The organism is Oscillospiraceae bacterium (assembly GCA_025758045.1).
Classification (GTDB): domain Bacteria; phylum Bacillota; class Clostridia; order Oscillospirales; family Ruminococcaceae; genus Gemmiger.
On record CP107208.1, the window covers coordinates 2,512,311 to 2,530,482 of the forward strand.

General features: G+C 57.1%; 15 protein-coding genes and 1 riboswitch. Of the genes, 9 read left to right on the plus strand and 6 right to left on the minus strand.

From position 1 onward, the window contains the following. The first annotated feature begins 31 nt into the window (after positions 1-31). From OGM81_11720 to glgA, 6 genes are all read left to right on the plus strand, one after another. Positions 32-4,339 (plus strand): PolC-type DNA polymerase III, encoded by a 4,308-nt coding sequence (locus OGM81_11720; protein UYJ42991.1) that lies wholly within the window; start codon positions 32-34, stop codon positions 4,337-4,339. Between the two features lie 107 nt (positions 4,340-4,446). Then, positions 4,447-5,475 (plus strand): GDSL-type esterase/lipase family protein, encoded by a 1,029-nt coding sequence (locus OGM81_11725; GenBank protein ID UYJ42992.1) that lies wholly within the window; start codon positions 4,447-4,449, stop codon positions 5,473-5,475. 235 nt (positions 5,476-5,710) lie between these two features. Then, positions 5,711-7,774 (plus strand): 1,4-alpha-glucan branching protein GlgB, encoded by a 2,064-nt coding sequence (gene glgB / locus OGM81_11730; GenBank protein UYJ42993.1) that lies wholly within the window; start codon positions 5,711-5,713, stop codon positions 7,772-7,774. A gap of 69 nt (positions 7,775-7,843) precedes the next feature. Then, positions 7,844-9,067 (plus strand): glucose-1-phosphate adenylyltransferase, encoded by a 1,224-nt coding sequence (locus OGM81_11735; GenBank protein UYJ42994.1) that lies wholly within the window; start codon positions 7,844-7,846, stop codon positions 9,065-9,067. Continuing rightward, on the plus strand, positions 9,061-10,185 hold the full coding sequence (glgD, locus tag OGM81_11740; GenBank protein UYJ42995.1) for a glucose-1-phosphate adenylyltransferase subunit GlgD: 1,125 nt from the start codon (positions 9,061-9,063) through the stop codon (positions 10,183-10,185). Before OGM81_11735 ends, glgD begins: the two co-directional genes overlap by 7 nt. Before the next feature lie 114 nt (positions 10,186-10,299). Continuing rightward, positions 10,300-11,718 (plus strand): glycogen synthase GlgA, encoded by a 1,419-nt coding sequence (gene glgA, locus OGM81_11745; protein ID UYJ42996.1) that lies wholly within the window; start codon positions 10,300-10,302, stop codon positions 11,716-11,718. Positions 11,719-11,794: 76 nt separating this feature from the next. Here the strand turns inward: glgA and OGM81_11750 are convergent, their stop codons facing one another. Together OGM81_11750 and OGM81_11755 are read right to left on the minus strand one after the other, a co-directional pair. After that, positions 11,795-12,640 carry an IS3 family transposase gene (locus OGM81_11750; protein UYJ45005.1) on the minus strand — a complete coding sequence of 282 codons (846 nt, stop codon included), beginning with the start codon at positions 12,638-12,640 and terminating at the stop codon, positions 11,795-11,797. Then, positions 12,634-12,987, minus strand: a complete 354-nt coding sequence (locus OGM81_11755) for a helix-turn-helix domain-containing protein (protein ID UYJ42997.1) — start codon at positions 12,985-12,987, stop codon at positions 12,634-12,636. The genes OGM81_11750 and OGM81_11755 overlap by 7 nt, the downstream gene beginning before the upstream one ends. 238 nt (positions 12,988-13,225) lie before the next feature. Here OGM81_11755 and OGM81_11760 point away from each other — a divergent pair, with 238 nt between their 5' ends. Next, on the plus strand, positions 13,226-14,026 hold the full coding sequence (locus OGM81_11760) for a C39 family peptidase (GenBank protein UYJ42998.1): 801 nt from the start codon (positions 13,226-13,228) through the stop codon (positions 14,024-14,026). A 97-nt stretch (positions 14,027-14,123) separates the two neighbouring features. Here OGM81_11760 and thiE read toward each other — a convergent pair whose 3' ends face one another. Next, positions 14,124-14,756, minus strand: a complete 633-nt coding sequence (gene thiE / locus OGM81_11765) for a thiamine phosphate synthase (protein ID UYJ45006.1) — start codon at positions 14,754-14,756, stop codon at positions 14,124-14,126. A 97-nt stretch (positions 14,757-14,853) separates the two neighbouring features. After that, positions 14,854-14,957: riboswitch (TPP riboswitch) on the plus strand. Positions 14,958-15,242: 285 nt separating this feature from the next. Here thiE and thiW point away from each other — a divergent pair. Together thiW and thiM are read left to right on the plus strand one after the other, a co-directional pair. Next, entirely contained in the window at positions 15,243-15,758 is a 516-nt protein-coding gene (thiW, locus tag OGM81_11770) for an energy coupling factor transporter S component ThiW (GenBank protein ID UYJ42999.1), read from the plus strand. A 13-nt stretch (positions 15,759-15,771) separates the two neighbouring features. After that, entirely contained in the window at positions 15,772-16,527 is a 756-nt protein-coding gene (gene thiM / locus OGM81_11775; GenBank protein ID UYJ43000.1) for a hydroxyethylthiazole kinase, read from the plus strand. Positions 16,528-16,631: 104 nt separating this feature from the next. On the opposite strand, the gene udk is transcribed toward thiM, so the two are convergent. From udk to OGM81_11790, 3 genes are all read right to left on the minus strand, one after another. Beyond that, positions 16,632-17,267: a uridine kinase gene (gene udk / locus OGM81_11780; GenBank protein ID UYJ43001.1), complete on the minus strand. Its 636-nt coding sequence runs from the start codon at positions 17,265-17,267 to the stop codon at positions 16,632-16,634. Positions 17,268-17,283: 16 nt separating this feature from the next. Next, positions 17,284-17,763 (minus strand): dCMP deaminase family protein, encoded by a 480-nt coding sequence (locus OGM81_11785; GenBank protein UYJ43002.1) that lies wholly within the window; start codon positions 17,761-17,763, stop codon positions 17,284-17,286. Positions 17,764-17,830: 67 nt separating this feature from the next. Further along, positions 17,831-18,076, minus strand: a complete 246-nt coding sequence (locus OGM81_11790) for a sporulation transcriptional regulator SpoIIID (protein ID UYJ43003.1) — start codon at positions 18,074-18,076, stop codon at positions 17,831-17,833. Between the last annotated feature and the right edge of the window lie 96 nt (positions 18,077-18,172).

Here is an 18,172-nt window from a genome sequence, read left to right on the forward strand (position 1 = left end):
GGGGAGGCTTCAAAGAGTACGAGGTACACGATTGAAACCCTTTGTTACCCAGGTATGGCCGCAGTTTACGGCCGATCAACAATTCTGCGATGCCTTCGGCAGCGTCATTGTAGACTGTGTCGAGCTGCATCGCACCACCCGCCAGGTGATCCTCCGCCTGCGCAGCTCTGAACCCTTGGATCAGGCGCTGTGCGGGCGTCTTTGTGCTTCCCTGCAGGAGGTGTTCGCCGGGTACGAGCTGCATCTGCAAAACTACTTTGCCTACCCCAACATCACGCCAGAAGCCGTGCGCCTGATGATCGAGGAACTGAAAGAAAAAGGCATGCCGGTCAACGGTTTTCTTGATAAAAGCCAGCCTGTCGCCTTCGGCAGCGACGGCATCACAGTGCGCGTCAACGCAGGCCGCGCCATCCTCGAAAGCGTCGAACTGCCCCGTGTCCTGGCCGAGCTGATCCGGGAGCGTACCGGCAGCCTGCCCATCATCCGCCTGGCGGATACCGGCAAGGCCCGCACTGATGAGGAACTGGAGCAATATTTGCAGGAAAAGACCCCCGTTGTCAAGTTTGAGGCCAAGGAGACCCCGCCGGACTTCACAATCGAGGGCCTGGCCCTTACGGACAAGCCTGTCAAGCTGTTCTACGGCAAAAACTTCAAACCTACCGAGACACGCCGCCTCAATGACCTGGGCGACGGCGGCAAGGTCACCATCTGGGGCGATGTTTTCGCCACCGAAGTCAAGGGCAGCCGCCGCAAAATTTATTTCACTTCCATCACCGACTATTCCGGCTCCGTCAACCTCAAAGTGCTGGGGGACGAGGACGCCGACATGTCCAAGTGGGAGAACCTCAAGCCTGGCACGACCCTCATCGTGCGCGGCAACTATATGTACGATAAGTACGAGCATGACTATGTCGTGCTTCCTTACGATGTTCTGCAGGTCGAGCGCCAGCAGCGCCAGGATACCGCCCCCGAGGGCCACAAGCGCGTGGAGCTGCACCTGCACACCAAGTCCAGTTCGATGGACGCCTTCAATGATCCCGGCAAGATCGTGCGCCTGGCTCACCGCATGGGTCACCGTGCTATTGCCATCACTGACCACGGCGTCTGCCAGGGCTACCCCGAAGCCATGCTGGCCACCGATGCCATCCACGAGACCGACCCCAACTTCAAGCTGATCTACGGCTGTGAGGCTTACTTCGTGGACGACATGATTCCCGCCGTCTACGGCAATGCCCAGATGGAACTGCCCGGCACCTTCGTCGTGTTTGACACCGAGACCACGGGCCTCGATTCCAACGTCGAGCGCCTGACCGAGATCGGCGCCGTCTATGTCGAGAACGGCAAGATCAACGAGGAAAAGAAGTTCTGCACTTTCGTCAACCCCGGCAAGCCCATCCCGCAAAAGGTGGTGGACCTGACCGGCATCAACGATGCCATGGTCGCCGATGCCCCCAGCCCCGAAGAAGCTATTCGCGCCTTTAAGGAGTTCTGTGGCAATAACATTCTCGTTGCCCACAATGCCCACAGCTTTGATATGCTCTTCATCCGCAAAGCGGGGGAGAAGGCCGGTGTCAGCTGGGATGAAAACACCTACATCGACACCCTGCCCATGGGTCAGGCGTTGTTCCCGGGCCTGCGCAACTACAAGCTGGACACCATCAACAAGCATCTGGAGATTCCGCCTTTCAACCACCACCGCGCGGTCGATGACGCCATGGCGCTGGCCCGCATCTTCGAGGTCATGCTGTCTGATCTGGAAGAAAAGGACATCCACACCGTTGAGGCCATCAACACCGGCCTTGGCGGCAACAAAGAGGTGCTTAAGAAAAAGTACTACCACCTGATCATTCTCGTGCAGAACCAGGTGGGTCTGAAAAACCTGTACCGCATCGTCAGCGCGGCCCACACCCAGTATTTCTTTAAAAAGCCGCGCGTGCCCCGCAGTTTGTTGAACAAATACCGCGAGGGCCTGCTTCTTTCGCCCGCCTGCGAAGCTGGCGAGCTGTACCGCGCCATCGTGGCCGGCCAGCCCTACGAGCAGCTGCTGCGCATTGCTGACTATTACGACTATCTCGAAGTCCAGCCGCTTGGCAACAACGAGTTCATGGTCCGCAACGGCCAGGTGGAGTCCATTGACACAATCAAGGACTTCAACCGCACTGTCATCAAACTGGGCGAGGACCTGCACAAGCCCGTCGTCGCCACCGGCGACTCCCACTTCCAGGAGCCGGAGGACTGGATCTACCGCGCTGTCCTGCAGGCGGGCAACGGCTTCAAGGATGCCGACAACCAGGCCCCGCTGTACTACCGCACCACCCCGGACATGCTGGACGATTTCAGCTACCTGCCTGAGGATAAGGCCTACGAGATCGTGGTGACCAACCCCAACAAGATCGCCGCCACCATCGATAACAACCTGCGCGCCATCCCCAAAGGCACCTACCCGCCCAGCATCCCCGGCGCCGAGGAAGAACTGCGTACCGACACCTGGAGCCACGCAGCCCGCGACTACGGCACACCCGTACCCGATGTGCTGCAAAAGCGCCTGAAGAAGGAGCTGGACTCCATCTGCGGCCACGGCTACGCCGTTTTGTACGTCATCGCCGTGCGTCTGGTGGCCTACTCCAACGCGGGCGGTTACCAGGTCGGCAGCCGTGGTTCCGTTGGATCTTCCGCCGTAGCACACTTTTCTGGCATTTCCGAGGTCAACTCGATGCCGCCGCACTATCTGTGCCCCAACTGCAAGCACAGTGAGTGGATCGACGACGGCATCCACTTCGACGGCTTCGACCTGCCCGATAAGGATTGCCCGGTCTGCGGCAAGCCGATGCTCGTCGACGGCCATGACATTCCCTTCGAGACGTTCCTGGGCTTCTATGGCGACAAAGAGCCTGATATCGACCTGAACTTTTCCGGCATGTACCAATCCCACGTTCATCGTTATACCGAGGAATTGTTTGGAAAGGAAAACGTCTTTAAGGCCGGCACGGTATCCGGTCTGCAGGACAAGACTGCCTTCGGTTACGTCAAAAAGTATCTCGAAGAGCGCAGCAAGACCGTCAACCGTGCTGAGGAAAACCGCCTGGTCATCGGCTGCACCGGCGTCAAGCGTACCACCGGCCAGCACCCCGGCGGCATGGTCGTCGTGCCGGATACCTTCGACATCTACGATTTCTGCGCCATCCAGCACCCCGCCGACGACGTCAAAGGCGGTCTGCTGACCACCCACTTTGAATTTAAGTACCTGCACGATACGCTGCTCAAGCTGGACGAGCTGGGCCACGATGTGCCTACCTTCTACAAGTTCTTCGAGGAATACTCCGGCATCCCCATCGACTCGGTGCCGATGAACGACCCCAAGGTCTACAGCCTGCTCACCAGCCCTGAGGCCCTCGGCGTGACCGAGGAACAGATCGGCTCCAAGACCGGCACCTTCGGCATCCCCGAAATGGGCACCAACTTCGTGCGCCAGATGCTGCTGGATGCCCAGCCCAAAAACTTTTCTGAGCTGATCCAGATCTCCGGCCTGTCCCACGGCACCGACGTCTGGACCGGCAACGCCGACGAACTCATCCGTTCCGGTACCTGCACGATTGCCGAAGTCATCGGCTGCCGTGACAGTATCATGCTGTACCTGCTGCGCAAAGGCCTGGAACCGAAGATGGCCTTCGACATCATGGAGGCCGTGCGTAAAGGCAAGGTCGCCAAGGGTGGCTTCAAGCCCGGCTGGGAGGAAGCCATGAAGGAACACGATGTGCCCGATTGGTACATCGAATCCTGCCGCAAGATCAAATATATGTTCCCCAAGGCCCACGCGGTGGCCTACCTGATGGCGGCCATCCGCCTGATGTGGTTCAAGGTCTACCACCCGGCCATCTTCTACGCGGTCTACTTCACAGTCCGCGGCGCCGATATTGACTACGAGGCCGCCGTCGGCGGTGTGCGCGTAGCCAAGCAGCACTTGAAGGACAACGAGAAGATTCCCAAGGAAGAACGTACTGCCAAGGACGATGACGCTCTGGTCAGCCTGCAGCTGGAAAACGAGATGCTGCAGCGCGGCTGCCAGTTCCTGCCCATCGAACTGGGCAAGAGCTACGCCAGCAAGTACGTGGTCGAGGATGGCAAGGTCCGTCTGCCTTTCACCGCACTGCGCGGCCTGGGTGATGCCGCTGCCGTTGCACTGGAAGAGGCCACCATCCACGGCCAGCAGTACATCTCGGTTGAGGAGTTGCAGCAGGCCAGCGGCGTGGCGAACTCAGTATTCGATAAGCTGCGCTCTGTGGGTGCTTTGGGCAGCCTGCCCGAGACGAGCCAGGTCGACCTGTTCAGCCTGATGTAAAGACTGCCTAATTTCATTTGTAAAAGATTGTGCTTTCCCTTGCTGACGGGGTGAAAAAAGGGTATAATAGTACCGTCCTAAAATTACGGAAAGTCAGGAGCTATTCAATGTCTGATTTTTATACCTACCGCAATGAAGTAGCCGGAAAAAAGCGCAAACGCAGCCTGATGCTGGCACTGCTCATTGTTTTAGCCGCAGCCTGCGCCGGTGTCGGCTGGTTCTGGATGCAGCGCGATGCTCAGCCCGCCGAGGGTGAAGCCGCCGCTGCCGAGCCTGTCTCCACTTCAGAAAGCACCGAGGCCGAGTCCGAAGCCCCCGTTGAAGCGACCGCTCCCGCTGAGCCTGTCAGTACAGGAGATGGCCCGGCCCGCATCGTGCAGGCCGTCGATACCGCCGTGTGGGATACCTCCACGGCCGTCGAGCAAACCATCGATACCGAATACCTCAACACCGACCACCGCATGGTAGCTGTCCCCATGCTGGGCACCGTAACGTCCTCCTACTTTGATACCGTCACCTTCGCGGGCGACAGTATCGCTTCAGGCCTGGGCATCTACGATACCGGCTACAAAAATGCCCACTATGCCACCTATGTCAGCGCAGGCGTGCAGACCTTCGTCAATAACGTCAGCGTGAAGAATGCCGTCACCGGAGCCACCGAGACCCCTATGGAGACCATCGTGGCCAGCCAGCCAGATTACCTGTATATCCTGGTGGGCACCAACAACCTGGTCGTGCAGGGCAGCGAGGAGAGCTTCATCGCTTACTACGAGCGTCTGATCGACATGCTGCGCGAGCAGCTTAACCCCGGCGTTGCCTTCTATATCCAGTCCATTCCCGGCGTGCAGGAGGATGTCGTCCAAAGCAAGCCCGGCCTGGATAACGCCCGCATTGCCACTGCCAACGACCTGCTGGCCAATATGGCGCTGCGCAAGGGCTGCTACTTCGTCAATGTGCGCGAGGTGCTGACCAATCCCGCCGACGGCAGCCAGTACGATGACTACGCCACCAAGGACGGCGTACACTTCAACGCCGCAGGCTACCAGGCCTGGGCGGACTACCTGGCCACTCACACGGTGTGGAACCGCCGCAGCCAGTACCTCGGCCAGAACCCCTACTATATCTACGGCGCATAACTTTAACAAAACCCATACAAGGTGTAAAAAGCACCTTGTATGGGTCTTTTTTATACACCCGTACAAGAAACGCTGCTGATTTGTGTCGATTTTATACAAATACAAAACAACTCCCAACAAATTTTTAGCAGATTATTACAAGAAAGCCTTGAAATTTATGTACGAAACAGGTAATATAGAGTTAGTAAATATTCGGGGCTGTCCATTTAGGGCTGTTCCAAAAGGGGAGATTACGTTGAAGCAACGCAAGCAAGCGCCCAATAGTTCTGATCTGCCCGTTTACCTGTTCAAGCAGGGCAACAATCAGGAGGCGTACCGCTACTTTGGCGCGCATTTGGAAGTGCAGGACGGTGTCCCCGGCGCGGTTTTCCGTGTCTGGGCGCCCCATGCAAAAGCAGTTGCTGTTGTAGGTGATTTCAACAGCTGGGTTCCCGGCGAACACACGATGCACAAAGTGACCGATGGCATCTGGGAACTGTTCATTCCGGGCATCAAGGAATACGATATTTATAAGTACTGCATCACCACCTCGTCCGATGAACTGATCTACAAATCTGACCCTTACGCATTCCATACCGAGACCCGTCCCTCCAACGGCAGCAAGGTCTACGATATTGAGGGCTACGCCTGGGGTGACGACCACTGGACCAAAGAGTCCGCCAAGCGGGATGTCATCAACAGCCCGATGTCCATCTACGAGATGCAGGCTGGCAGCTGGAAGATGAAGGATGCCGAGAACGGCACCCCGTACAACTACGCAGAGCTGGCCGACGAGCTGATTCCCTACATAAAAGATATGGGCTACACCCATGTTGAACTGCTGCCCATCACCGAGTATCCGTTCGATGGCAGCTGGGGCTATCAGGTCACGGGCTATTTTGCCCCCACCAGCCGCTATGGCACTCCAAAGGACTTCATGACCTTTGTGGACAAGCTCCACCAGGCAGGCATCGGCGTCATTCTGGATTGGGTTCCTGCCCATTTTCCGAAGGACGGTTACGGCCTGTACATGTTCGACGGCGCCCCATGCTACGAGGACCCCAACCCCCGCCGCGGCGAACACAAAGAGTGGGGCACCATGGTCTTCAACTACGGCATGAAGGAAGTTGAAAGCTTCCTGATCTCCAGCGCCATGTTCTGGGTAGACAAATATCACGTCGACGGCCTGCGCGTAGACGCCGTGGCCAGCATGCTGTATCTGGACTACAACCGCAAGGACGGCGAGTGGGAGCAGAACTGCAAGGGCGGTAAGGAAAACCTGGAAGCCATCGCTTTCCTGCAAAAGCTGAATACTGCCATCCTGGGCAAGTATCCCCATAAGATGATGATTGCCGAGGAATCCACCGCCTGGCCGCTGGTCACCAAACCGGCCGCCGATGGGGGATTGGGCTTCAACTTCAAGTGGAACATGGGCTGGATGAACGATATGCTCAGCTACATGAAGACCGACCCGCTCTTCCGTGCTGGCAACCATGGCAAGGTCACTTTCAGCTTCTTCTACGCTTTCAGCGAGAATTTTGTGCTGCCCATCAGCCACGACGAAGTCGTCCACGGCAAGTGCAGCCTCATCAATAAGATGCCCGGCGATTACGAGCAGAAGTTTGCCAATCTGCGCACATTCTACGGCTACATGGCCGCGCACCCCGGCAAAAAGCTGCTTTTCATGGGCCAGGAGTTCGGCCAGTTCATCGAGTGGGACGAGAAAAAGCCCCTGGACTGGATGCTGCTTAGCTACGACAAGCACCGTCAGCTGCAGGACTATGTCAAGGATCTGAACCACCTGTACCACGACACACCCGCCCTGTGGCAGGTCGATTACAGCTGGGAGGGTTTCCAGTGGATCGTGCCCGATGACAGCAAGCAGAGTGTGATCGCGTTCCTGCGCCGTGATGCTGCGGGCAAGATGCTGCTGGTCGTCTGCAACTTCAATCCTGTGCTGCGCCAGGACTACCAGATGGGCGTGCCCAACCCCGGCAGCTACAAAGAAATCCTGAATTCCGATGACAAGAAATACGGCGGCTCCGGTGTCACCAACGGCACCGTCAAGGCAGAAAAGGGCGAGATGCACGGCTTCGAGCAGCATATTTCGCTGACACTGCCGCCGTTGTCTACCGTATACTTCCAGGTGCCTGCTGCCCGCAAGCCCCGCGCTAAAAAAGCCGCCGAGGCAGCGGACGCTGCAGCCAAGCCCGTGAAGAAAACCGCCGCTAAAGCAAAGAAAGCGGCCCCGGCAGCGGAAACCGCTGCCACCGCCTCCAAGCGCCGCGGGCGCCCCGCTAAGGCCAAAACGCCGGTTTAACCGTGCGAGATGGATAAACACCACTGTTCAACAATGGCGTAAAGCCAGAATGTTAAGGGGAGAAATCTTATGGCAAAAGAAATGATCGCAATGATCCTGGCAGGCGGTCAGGGCTCGCGTCTGTACGCGCTGACCCAAAAGCTCGCCAAACCTGCAGTACCGTTCGGCGGTAAATATCGTATCATCGATTTCCCGCTGTCCAACTGCGTCAACTCCGACATTGATACCGTCGGTATCCTTACCCAGTATCAGCCCCTCGTCTTGAACGAGTATATCGGCAATGGCCAGCCCTGGGACCTGGACCGTCTGCATGGCGGCGTCCATGTTTTGCCGCCGTATCAGCAGGCTTCCGGCTCTGACTGGTACAAGGGCACAGCCAACGCTATCTATCAGAACATTTCCTTCATTGATCGTTATGATCCCAAGTACGTCATCATCCTGTCCGGCGACCAGATCTGCAAGCAGGATTACTCCGACTTCCTGCGTTTCCATAAGGAAAAGGACGCCGAGTTCTCCGTCGCTGTTATGGAAGTGCCCTGGAGCGAGGCTTCCCGCTTCGGACTGATGGTCACCGACGAGAACGACAAGATCAGCGAGTTCCAGGAGAAGCCGAAGAACCCGAAGTCCAACCTGGCTTCCATGGGTATCTACATCTTCAACTGGGATGTGCTGAAGAAATACCTCACCGAGGACGAAGCCGATCCCAACTCCGAGAACGACTTTGGCAAAAACGTCATCCCCAACCTGCTGAAAGACGGCCGCCGTATGTATGCCTATCATTTCAGCGGCTACTGGAAGGATGTCGGCACCATCTCCAGCCTGTGGCAGGCCAACATGGAGGTCCTGGACCCCAGTCATTCCGGCATCAACCTGTTTGATGAGAACTGGAAGATCTACTCCCGCAACTCCGGCAAGCCCTGCCAGCAGATCGGCAGCGATGCAACCATCGTCAACTCCATGATCTCCGAAGGCTGCAAAGTCAACGGCACGGTCAACAACTCCATCCTCTTCCCGGGCGTTGTCGTCGAGAAGGGTGCTACCGTTGAGGCTGCCGTGATTATGGGCGGCACCGTCATCAAGGCGGGCGCTTCCGTCAAGCACTGCATTGTGGCCGAAAATGTCAAGGTTGAAGAGGGTGCTACCGTCGGCGCTATGCCCGAAGGCAGCCTGAACATTGAGGAACCCGGCGATGTTGCCACGGTCGGTTCCGGTGTCGTCATCGGCAAGGGTGCTACCGTCGGCCCCAAGGCAATGGTTTCCAGTGATGTAAAGGATGGTGAGGAACAATGGTAAACAGCAACGTCAACGCACTCGGCGTCATTTTCGCCAATACCTATGATAACCTCGTTCCCGAGCTGGTGGCGGAGCGCTCCATGGCCTCCATCCCCTTCGGCGGACGTTATCGCCTGATCGACTTCACGCTGTCCAGCATGGCCAATGCCGGCATCGACAACGTGTCTGTCATTGTTCGTAAAAACTACCACTCCTTGATGGACCATTTGGGTGCCGGTCGTGAATGGGATCTGACCCGTAAGCGCGGCGGCTTGAACATTGTCCCGCCTTTTGCAGAGCGCAGCGTCAAGATGTACTCCGGCCGTGTCGATGCTCTGGACAGCATTCTGAACTGGCTGGAAGCCCAGAAAGAACGCTATGTCATTCTTTCTGACTCCTACATTGCCATGAACTTCGACTTCGGCAGCTTGATCGATGCCCACGTTGCATCCGGCGCTGACGTCACCATGGTCTACAACCGCGCCCCCATCCCTGAGGGTGCCCGCAGCGATAACTACACCATCCGCATCGATGAGACCGGCCGTGTGCAGGAGATCCTGTCCAACGACTATCGTATGGGTGAGCAGAACCTCGCCATGAACATCTACGTCATTGAGCGCGAGAGCCTGATCCACCTGATCCACGATGCAGCCGTCCGCGGTCTTGTCTACTTCGAGCGCGACATCCTGGCCCGCAACCTGAAGCTGCTCAACGTCCAGGCTTACGAGTTCAAGGGCTATGCCGCCCGTGTCTCTGACATGAAGAGTTACTTTGACGAGAACATGCGCCTGCTGCAGGATGGCAGCATGGACGCCCTGTTCGGACCGGCTCCCATCTACACCAAGATCCGTGACGATAACCCCACCCGCTATGTGGCAGGCAGCTCCGTCAAGAACAGCCTGCTGGCTGATGGCTGCGTCATCGAGGGCACCGTCGAGAACTGCGTGCTGTTCCGCGGCTGCCAGGTCAAGAAGGGTGCTGTCGTCAAAAACTGTGTCCTGATGCAGGATACCGTTGTGGAGACCGATTGCGGTGTAGAGTATGTTGTCACGGACAAGAACGTCCACATCACCGCAGGCAAGAAGCTGGCCGGCACCGATACCTTCCCGGTATTCGTCGCTAAGAACCACAGCGTATAACAGCTCATAGAGGTTGTACTCCCTCTCCCCGGAGGCAGCTTTTGATGAGAGGACGGGGGAGATCAGACCTTCCCCGTCCTCATATTTTTGTGAACCCACCCCATGGAGGTGCTTATGAGAATCTTATATGCAGCCAGCGAGGCTGCTCCCTTTGCCAAGTCCGGCGGCCTGGCCGACGTGGCCGGTGCACTGCCCAAGGCTCTGGTCAAGGACGGCATCGACGCCCGTGTTGTCATGCCGCTGTACGGCGACCTGAAATTCAAGGATAGCCTGACCTATATCACCAACTTCAGCGTGCCGGTTGGCTGGCGCAGCCAGTACTGCGGCCTCTTCAAGGCCGAGCGCGACGGTGTTGTCTACTACTTCATCGATAACGAGTACTATTTCAAGCGCAGCGGCCTGTACGGCTTCTATGATGACGGCGAGCGCTTCGCCTTCTTCTCCCGTGCCATCCTCGAAATGCTGTTCTACACCGATTTCGAGCCTGACATCATCAACTGCAACGACTGGCAGACGGCCCTGACCCCCGTTTACTTGAACCTGTACTACCGTCACCTGGATAAGTTCAGCCGTATCAAAACGGTCTTTACCATCCACAACATTGCCTACCAGGGCAAGTACGGTCTGGACATTCTCGAGGATACCTGCGGCATCGGCGCCCGCGACGCCCATGTTGTGGAATATGACGGCTGTGCCAACTTCATGAAGGGCGCGATCGAAACCGCCGACAAGGTCACCACCGTCAGCCCCACCTATGCCCAGGAGATCCTGGACCCGTGGTTCAGCCATGGTCTGGACGGCCTGCTGCGCCAGAAGCAGTATAAGCTCTGCGGCATCCTGAACGGCATCGACGTGGATGTCTTTAACCCCGCCACCGACCCCGACATCGTCAAGAACTACGATGCCGACACCTTCCAGGATGGCAAGGCCGCCTGCAAAGCTGCCCTGCAGGACAAGTTCGGCCTGCATAAGGACGGCAGCCCCGTCATGGCCATGGTCACCCGTCTGGTCGGCCACAAAGGCGTTGACCTCGTCCAGGCTATCTCCGAAGGCCTGCTGCAGCAGGGCATCGAGCTGGTCATCCTCGGCTCCGGCGAAAGCCAGTACGAGAACTTCTTCAACGAGCTGTGCGCCCGCAATCCGGGCCGCGTGGGCGTCTACATCGGCTTCAACGCCAAACTGGCCCAGGAGATCTACTCCGGTGCTGACATCTTCCTGATGCCTTCCCGCTCCGAGCCCTGCGGTCTGGCCCAGATGGTCTCCTGCCGCTACGGTACCATCCCCGTTGTCCGCGAGACCGGCGGCCTGCGTGACTCCATCCACGATTCCGGCGACGGCTTCGGCAACGGCTTCACCTTTGCCAACTACAACGCCCACGAGCTGTATGAGGCCTGCTGGCGCGCCAAGGAAGGCTACTGGCAGAAGGACGGTTGGCCCGTGCTGGTCCACCGCGCCATGGAATGCGACTTCAGCTGGTCCAACTCCGCCAAGAGCTACGAGGGTCTGTACAACGAAGTTGTGAACCTCTGGTAACAATTTCATAGTTTTTAAAGCCGACAGGTTTGAAGTGACCCCCAAAAGTTAGACAATATTCTGAAGTAAAAATTGTTCAAGCAGCCGAAAGGGCTTGCTGTCTGTGAATTGCAGGCGGCAAGCCCTTTAGCTTTGCCTTGATCCTGCGGTTGTTGTAGTAATCCAGATATTCGATCAGTTCCTGTTTGAAGTGTTCCATGGATTGAAATTCTTGCAGATATAACAGTTCACTTTTGAGCAGTCCGAAGAAATTTTCTATCACAGCATTGTCCAGACAGTTTCCCTTGCGGCTCATGCTCTGTCGGATCCCCTTCTCGCGAAGCATCCGCTGGTACTGCTTGTGTTGATATTGCCAACCCTGATCAGAGTGGAGAATCAGGCGTGTTCCGGCCGGGATCTTTGCAAACGCCTCGTCCATCATGGTGGTTACCATGCTGAGTACAGGATGATCCGATATGGTGTAACTGACCAGATCGCTGCTGTGCAGATCGAGAATCGGGGACAGGTAGAGCTTCTCTCCAAACAGGCTGAACTCCGTCACATCCGTGACCCATTTCTGATTCGGCTTTTCGGCATGGAAATCCCGATTTAGCAGATTTGGTGCGATTTTGCCCACTTCTCCCTTATAAGAGCGATACTTCTTCATCCTGACACGGCAAACTAAGCCCAACTCTTTCATAAGCCGCTGGACAGTCTTGTGGTTCACAGAGAATGTACGCTTGCGAAGTTCTGCCGTGATCCGGCGATAGCCGTATCGACCCCTGTTTTCGTGGTAAATCGTTGTGATTTCTTCCTTAACAGATGCATATTTGTCTTCTTTCTGCATCTGCTTCAAATGATAGTAGAAAGTTGCACGGGGCAGTTGAGCGATTGAGAGCAGAATACTGAGTGCGTGTTTTTGCCTTAGCTTCTGAACTACCAGCGTTTTTTGTGCTGGTGTCGCTCGTCTTCCAAAACCAAGGCTTGCAAATTTTTTAGGTAATCGTTCTCCGCACGCAGTCGCTGCACTTCGGCCAGCAGATCTTCTTCTACCTGCTTCGGCAGCTGCTTTGGCGGACGACCCTTACTGCTGCGGCCACGCCGTTCGACGGCAAAGCCTTCCGGCCCTTCCTCCAGATAGATTCGCTCCCATGATTTGATTCGATCTCTGCTGTTTACCTCAAATCTACGACAGGTTTCGCTGTAACTTAATTTCTCTTCCTGCATGGTTTCAATCACCAGTTTTTTGAATTCCGGCGTATATCGTTTGTTTGGTACTCCTTTTGGCATAGAAAAACACCCCACTTGTTAGATAGTATACCATACTGTCTAACAAATGGGGTGCAGTTCAGTTTGCCTGTCGGCTTTTTTATGTTATATGTATCGGCAAATTGTAGGGGCCGATGCCCGCATAGGCCCGCAAACCCGCCCCTGCATAGAACTTTTCCCCGCTTTCTTGCAATTATCACAAATATGGTGTAAGGTAATGTAGGTTATGATAAAACAACGTCGAAAGAAGGGGAGTACCATGCACAAACTCGCTGCCGGTGCAGCGGCAGCGTCCTGCCTGCTTTTGTGCAGCTGCGCCGCAACCGTCACCCTCCCCGTAGTCGACCTTGCCACCTCAGAGACCGCCGCTACGCAGGAATACTCCTCCATGGGCCTGGTCCTGCCGCAGACAGATACTTCGATTCCAGTTTGGCTTGCCTACGCCGCCTTGCAGGCTACGCCGGAAAATGCCTTTTTCCTACCCGACACCGTGCAGCTGAACGTAGAAAACATCCTGCAAAACCCGGAGCTCCCCAACGGATGTGAGATTACCTCTGCTGCCATCGTGCTGAACTACTTAGGCTTCGACATCGACAAAGTCACCCTGGCCGAAAACTGCCTGCCCATGCACATCCCGTACTGGGAGGCCGACCCAGATGTCGAATTCATGGGCAGCCCTGCCGATGAGCTTTCTTTCTACTGCCTGCCCGGCGCCATCACCACTGCTGTCAACACCTATCTGGATGAACAAGGCAGCACTTACAGCGCGCTGGACATTACCGGCGCCGAGCCCGCCCGGCTGGAGATGTACCTGGCCCAGGGCACGCCGGTGCTGGTGTGGGCCACCCGCGCATTTACAGAACCACTTTATAATTACACCTTTACACTGGCCGATGGCAGCTGGCCTTACTCCAACTCTCATTGTCTGGTGCTTACCGGCTACGACGAGGACAACTATTACTTTGCCGACCCCATGCAGGAGATCACCGAGATCGACCGCGATACCTTCGCCCTGCGGTACGAGGAACTGGGCTGCCACGCCGTCGTTATCACCCAATAAAGTGTCCGCATAAAATAACAGCTGATCGTCTGCCTGCACAAGGCAAATGACCAGCTGTTTTATTTTATTGCGATGGCAAAGTCTTCCAATTATAAAATTATAACTGTCCGCTCAACTCATACAACCGGCGGCTGGCAGCTTCGGGGTCTTGGGCAGCAAAAATGGCGCTTACCACCGCCACGCCTGCAAGACCGCGGCCCTGCAGCTGTAAAATGTTGCTTTCCTCAATGCCGCCTATGGCCACCACCGGAATGTTCACCGCCGCCGTCACGGCACGCATCGTCTCGGCCGTCACCGGGTGGGCATCTAGCTTGGTGCCCGTCACAAAGGCCGCACCGCAGCCCAGGTAATCGGCACCGTCCGCCTGGGCTGCCAAAGCTTCGGCGGCATTGTGGGCCGAAACACCCAAAATTTTATCCGGGCCCAACAGTGCGCGGGCTCGACGGGCGGCCATATCGCTCTGGCCCACATGCACGCCGTCGGCACTGGCGGCCAGGGCCACCTCCACATTGTCATCCACCACAAAGGGCACATGCCGCGTGTGGCATAATTTGGCCAGGGCGCGGGCTTCTTCCAGCAGAGCGGCAGGGGAAAGCTCCTTCTCCCGCAGCTGTACAAAGGTCGCGCCGCCATCCAGCGCGGCGGCCACCGTATCCAGCAGGGTGCGCCCCCGCAGGCGGCGGCTGTCGGTTACGGCGTACAAACGCAGTTGCTGCGGCAAAACTTTCATCATGGATTCCCCCTGTGTTCAATGTATTTTCACTATACGCCGCGCCGGACCAAAAAGCAAGCCCTTGACAAACTTTTTGCAAAGGTGTATCATGCAAGACAAAGAACAGGGGAGCCGGACACCCGGCTGAGAGGAAATTGTATTTCGACCCTTTGACCTGATGTGGATCATGCCACCGTAGGAAGGACTTTACCAAACGTCTTTTTTGCAGGGCTGCCCATCGGTACCCTGCTTTTATTTTTGCTTTTGGGAAAGGAAGGATCTGACCGTTCCAGAAACGCGGGTCGAGGGGGAGCGCCCTGGGCCGTGAGCAGCGTCAGCGATGGGAAGCCGTGTTCCGGCGTGAGAGGAAGCCAGCAAGCTTCGACCGAACGATAAGCCCTTTTTGTAAGGGGCTTATTGTGCCCGTGCGGGCGGCTGGCGTATTTCTGGCGGCAGTCCTTCCGCTTTTTTCGTTATGGTACAAAGGAAAAAAGGAGCTCCAAAATGAAATCCAACACCAAAAAACTTGCCTTGGCTGGCGTACTGTGCGCCGTGGCCGTTGTCGGCAGCATGTTCTCGTTCCCCGTATTCGGCAGCAAATGCGCGCCGGTGCAGCACATGGTCAATGTGCTGTGTGCCGTGCTGCTTGGTCCCTGGTACGGCGTGGCCGTGGCCTTTGTGGCAAGCCTGCTGCGCAACCTGCTGGGTCTGGGCAGCCTGATGGCTTTCCCTGGCAGCATGTGCGGCGCATTGTTGTGCGGCATCGTCTACCATAAAACCAAGAACCTGCTGGCCACGCTTTGCGGTGAAGTTTTCGGCACCGGCATCATCGGCGGCCTGCTGGCCTGGCCTGTGGCTGTGTTCCTGATGGGCAAAGCCGCCGGTGACATTGCTTTCTACGCCTACATCGTCCCATTCCTCGTCTCCACCGTCGGTGGTTCCATCATCGCCGGCGTGGTGCTGATCGCGCTGGAAAAGAACAGCACCCTCAAAAAAATGCAGGTAAGCCTTGCCCGCTGAAACAGGTGAACCCATGACCCGATCCGAAGCCCTTGCAGCCATCCGCGCCCGCAAGCCGCTGCTGCACTGCATCTCCAACCTGGTCACCGCCAACGATTGCGCCAACCTGGCCCTGGCCGTCGGTGCCAGCCCCATCATGGCTCAGGCCCCCCAGGAGATGGCCGACATCGCCGTGCTGGCCAGTGCCGTAGTGCTGAACACCGGCACCCCCGACGAAGCCAAATTCACTGCTGCCCGGCTGGCCGGTGCCGCCGCCAACCGCTGCGGTATCCCGGTAGTGCTGGACCCAGTCGGTGTAGGGGCCAGCCCCTGGCGGCTGGAGAATATCCGCCAGCTTTTGCAGGAAGTTCACCCCGCCATCCTGCGGGCCAACTACGGCGAGGCCGCCGCTCTATTGGGCCTTTCTGCTGCTGAGCACGGCGTGGACAGCCTGACCGTCCCCATCGATGCCGCCGCCTGCGCCCAAGCGCTGGCGCAAAAGCTGGGCACAGTCGTGGTGCTCTCCGGGGCCGAGGATCTCGTCACCGACGGCACCGCCCTGCACACCGTCTCCGGCGGCAGCGACCTGATGCGCCGTGTCACCGGTGCGGGCTGCATGCTAACGGTACTCTGCGGTGCTTTTGCCGCTGTGCAGCCGCAAGCCCCCTTACAGGCCGCCGTACAGGCCGCCGAATTTTGGAAAGCCTGTGCTGCCGCCGCAGAACCCCAGGCCCACGGCCCGGCCAGTTTCCGGGTCGCCCTGCTGGATGCTGCCGCACAAATCGTATAACTTTATTTTGCAAGTCATTGTAAATCACAAAAAAGAGGAAGCCGAACCACACCGTCCGGCTTCCTCTTCTTATTTTGCAAAGGATGTAAATGATTTCGTCAGAATCACTGGCAGCTTTCTCCCTCTGCCCGCAGGTGGTTGTCTACCCATTTGATAAGCAGCTCCAGCGCCACTGTGTTCTGGCCGCCCTCGGGCACAATCAGGTCCGCCTTGCGCTTGCTGGGCTCCACAAACTGCTCGTGCATCGGCTTTACGGTGGTCAAGTACTGGGTCACCACGCTGTCCAATGTGCGGCCGCACTCCTTAACGTCGCGCACGATGCGGCGCAAAATACGCACGTCGGCATCGGTATCCACAAACACCTTCATATCCATCAGATCGCACAGCTCAGGGGAGTCAAAGATCAAGATACCTTCCACGATGATGACCGGCGCGGGGCGCACCAGCACAGTCTCGTTGCTGCGGTTGTGGATGGTGTAGTCATACACGGGCACCTGCACCGGGTGGCCGGCGCGCAGTTCGCGCAGGTGGGCCACCATCAGCGGGGTGTCGAAGCTGTCCGGGTGGTCGTAGTTCAGCTTGCAGCGTTCCTCGTAGGGCAGTTCGTCATGGCGCTTGTAGTAGCTGTCATGGTTGATGACGCTGACCTCGTCTATGCCGAAGTGGTCGCGCAGGCGTTCGGTCAGGGTCGTTTTGCCGCTGCCGGTACCACCGGCGATACCAATGATAATGGTGTTCATATCCTCTTTGCTCCTTTTATACTTCCAGCTCGATCTTGCGGCCCGTCGGCTCATAGGCCCGGTATTTTACGCCGGTCATATTGAACATGCGGCGGCTGGCGATGCTGGCATGGGTATCATGGTATTTGTCCGAAAGGTAGATCAGTTCCTTGATACCGCTCTGGATGATGGCCTTGGCGCATTCGTTGCAGGGGAACAGCGTCACGTACATCCGCGCCCCTTTCAGGTCGTGGTTGGGGCTGTTCAGGATGGCGTTCAGCTCGGAGTGGCAGACGTACATATACTTGGTCTCCAGGTCCTCGCCCTCGCGCTCCCAGGGCATGTCGTCATCGTTGCAGCCGATGGGCATGCCGTTGTAGCCCAAGGACAGGATCTTGTTCTCCGGACTGACGATGCAGGCGCCGACCTGGCTGTTGTTATCCTTCGAGCGCATGGCCGAAAGCATGGCAATGCCCATAAAGTATTCGTCCCAGCTGATATAATCCTCTCGTTTCACAGTGTTCACGTCCTTTTGTATGGATTTCTTTACAAATATTATACTGTGATGCTTGGCACCGCGCAAGTTATTTGTGCAAATATTTCAGGCGGGTGGCCTCGCCGCCCCGCAGGTGGCGCTCAGCCTTGTTTTTCTGCACCACGGCCTGCACCTCGGCCCAAAGGCCGGGGCTTGTGCGGCGCAGGCGGGCCTGGTCTTTCCAGATGGTGCTTTTGCTTACGCCAAACACCACCGCAGCCGCCCGCACCGTGGCGCCGGTACCGGCAATGTAACGCCCCACCGCTATGGCGCGTTCTTCTGGGTCACCTTTCATAGCTTGCCCTCCCACATAGAGATTTTCTGTCAAATCCTATGTGAAAAGGCCGCAGGATATGCTATGCCATACCCATCAACAGAGGAAATAGCAAAA